The sequence below is a fragment of the Arthrobacter sp. Cza30 genome, assembly GCF_059090765.1.
In genome coordinates this window covers 1-1506 of the sequence record NZ_JBNHGA010000022.1, presented here as the reverse complement: position 1 = coordinate 1506, position 1506 = coordinate 1, and the positions used below count along the sequence as shown (strand labels likewise).

Genomic DNA, 1506 nt, shown 5'->3' with positions numbered 1-1506 from the left:
GTTGACCGAGATGTTCCGGTATGACGAGAGCACTGCGGGGCATGGAACGGCGGTTCTTGCGGGGGCGTTTGTCCGTGGCGGGGCTGACACTATTCACCACAGGCTTTCGCTCTTTACGTTACGGGAGGCTGCGGAGGTGCCTGGTGCCCATACCCTGGGGCTGCATCACGTTGCGTTCGAGATGGACTCGAGCGAGGATCTGGTCGGTCTTTATCGGCGTTTCCAGGAGCAGGATGTTCCGATCGTGAATGCCCGGATCGGCGGTCCCGGTAATCAGCCGCGCTTTTATGGTCTCGATCCCGACGGCAATCTGCTGGAGTTCTACTGGAACATCGATCAGGTCGGATGGGATGGGATTCCCCGGCCATATCCGGCGATCCAGGAGGTTGAGCTTGCGGACTTCGATTTCGAGGCCTATGAGCGCGAGCGGGAAAAGATGGCCGAGTCAGAACGTGCTCGGCGCCAGCAGTTGATTCCATCCAGTTGATAGACAAAGGGACGATGATATGACTCAGCTCGCGCGATTCCGTTACGCCGGCAATGACAGGCTTGGGGTGGTCCGTGATGAGGGCCGCTACATTGATGTGACCAACGCCTACGCGGCACTTCTTCAATCGCGTGGGACGGCCAACGCGCAACAGGTTGCCATGGGTGTGTTACCGCCGGACTCGCTTCGGTATTTCCAAGGCGGTGACCAGAGCTACCGGATGCTGCGTGAGGCCGTGGATTTCGCGAACAGTCTCGACGAAACAATGGCCAGGCGTGAGGGTGTGTTGGTGGACCGCGCTGATACGCAGGCCCTCGTGCCGATCCCTGACCCGCCGAAGATCGTGTGTGTTGCACGGAACTTCGGAAAGCACGCTGCCGAGGCCGGCCTGGCTGTTTCGGAAGTTCCGATCCTTTTCCCGCGGTTCGCCGCGACCCAGATCGCCGATGGCGAGGCGATCATTGTTCCCACCGTCACCGATCAGGTTGATTGGGAGGGTGAGCTCGCCGTTGTCATCGGCAAGCCCGGACACCGGATCAAGAAGGATGAAGCCTTCGATCATGTTGCCGGCTACACCATCTTCAACGATGTGAGTATGCGCGACTACCAGTTCCGTGTCACCCAGTACACGGGCGGGAAGAACTTCAACGCGTCCGGACCAGTTGGTCCCCACATCTCGCTGGTTGATGAAGGAATCGATCCGCACAACGCACGCATCACGACCGTGATCAACGGTGAAACGAAGCAAGACGCATCCACGGAAGAGTTCATCTTCGACATTCCCACGATCATCGAGCATATCTCCGAGTTCGTCCCGCTCGAGGCAGGGGACATCATCCCGATGGGGACCCCGGCCGGGGTCGGATTCAAGCGCAACCCTCCCGAGTTCCTGCGCGAGGGCGACGAGATCGTCGTAACAGTCGAGGGCATCGGCTCATTGCGCAACAGCGTCAAGAACGAGCTGCGCTAACGCGCGCGGAAAGACCAGAGGCGAAGAAATGACCAACGACCTGTTCAAA

Annotated in this window: 2 protein-coding genes; both read left to right on the top strand. The window is 59.4% G+C overall.

All coding sequences use genetic code 11. The features are described from left to right. Positions 1–487 (top strand): VOC family protein (locus AC5RVZ_RS32190; protein ID WP_494069654.1); only part of this gene is annotated, 487 nt, incomplete at its 5' end. A 19-nt stretch (positions 488–506) separates the two neighbouring features. Further along, positions 507–1457 (top strand): fumarylacetoacetate hydrolase family protein, encoded by a 951-nt coding sequence (locus AC5RVZ_RS32185; protein ID WP_494069653.1) that lies wholly within the window; start codon positions 507–509, stop codon positions 1455–1457. Positions 1458–1506: the final 49 nt, after the last annotated feature.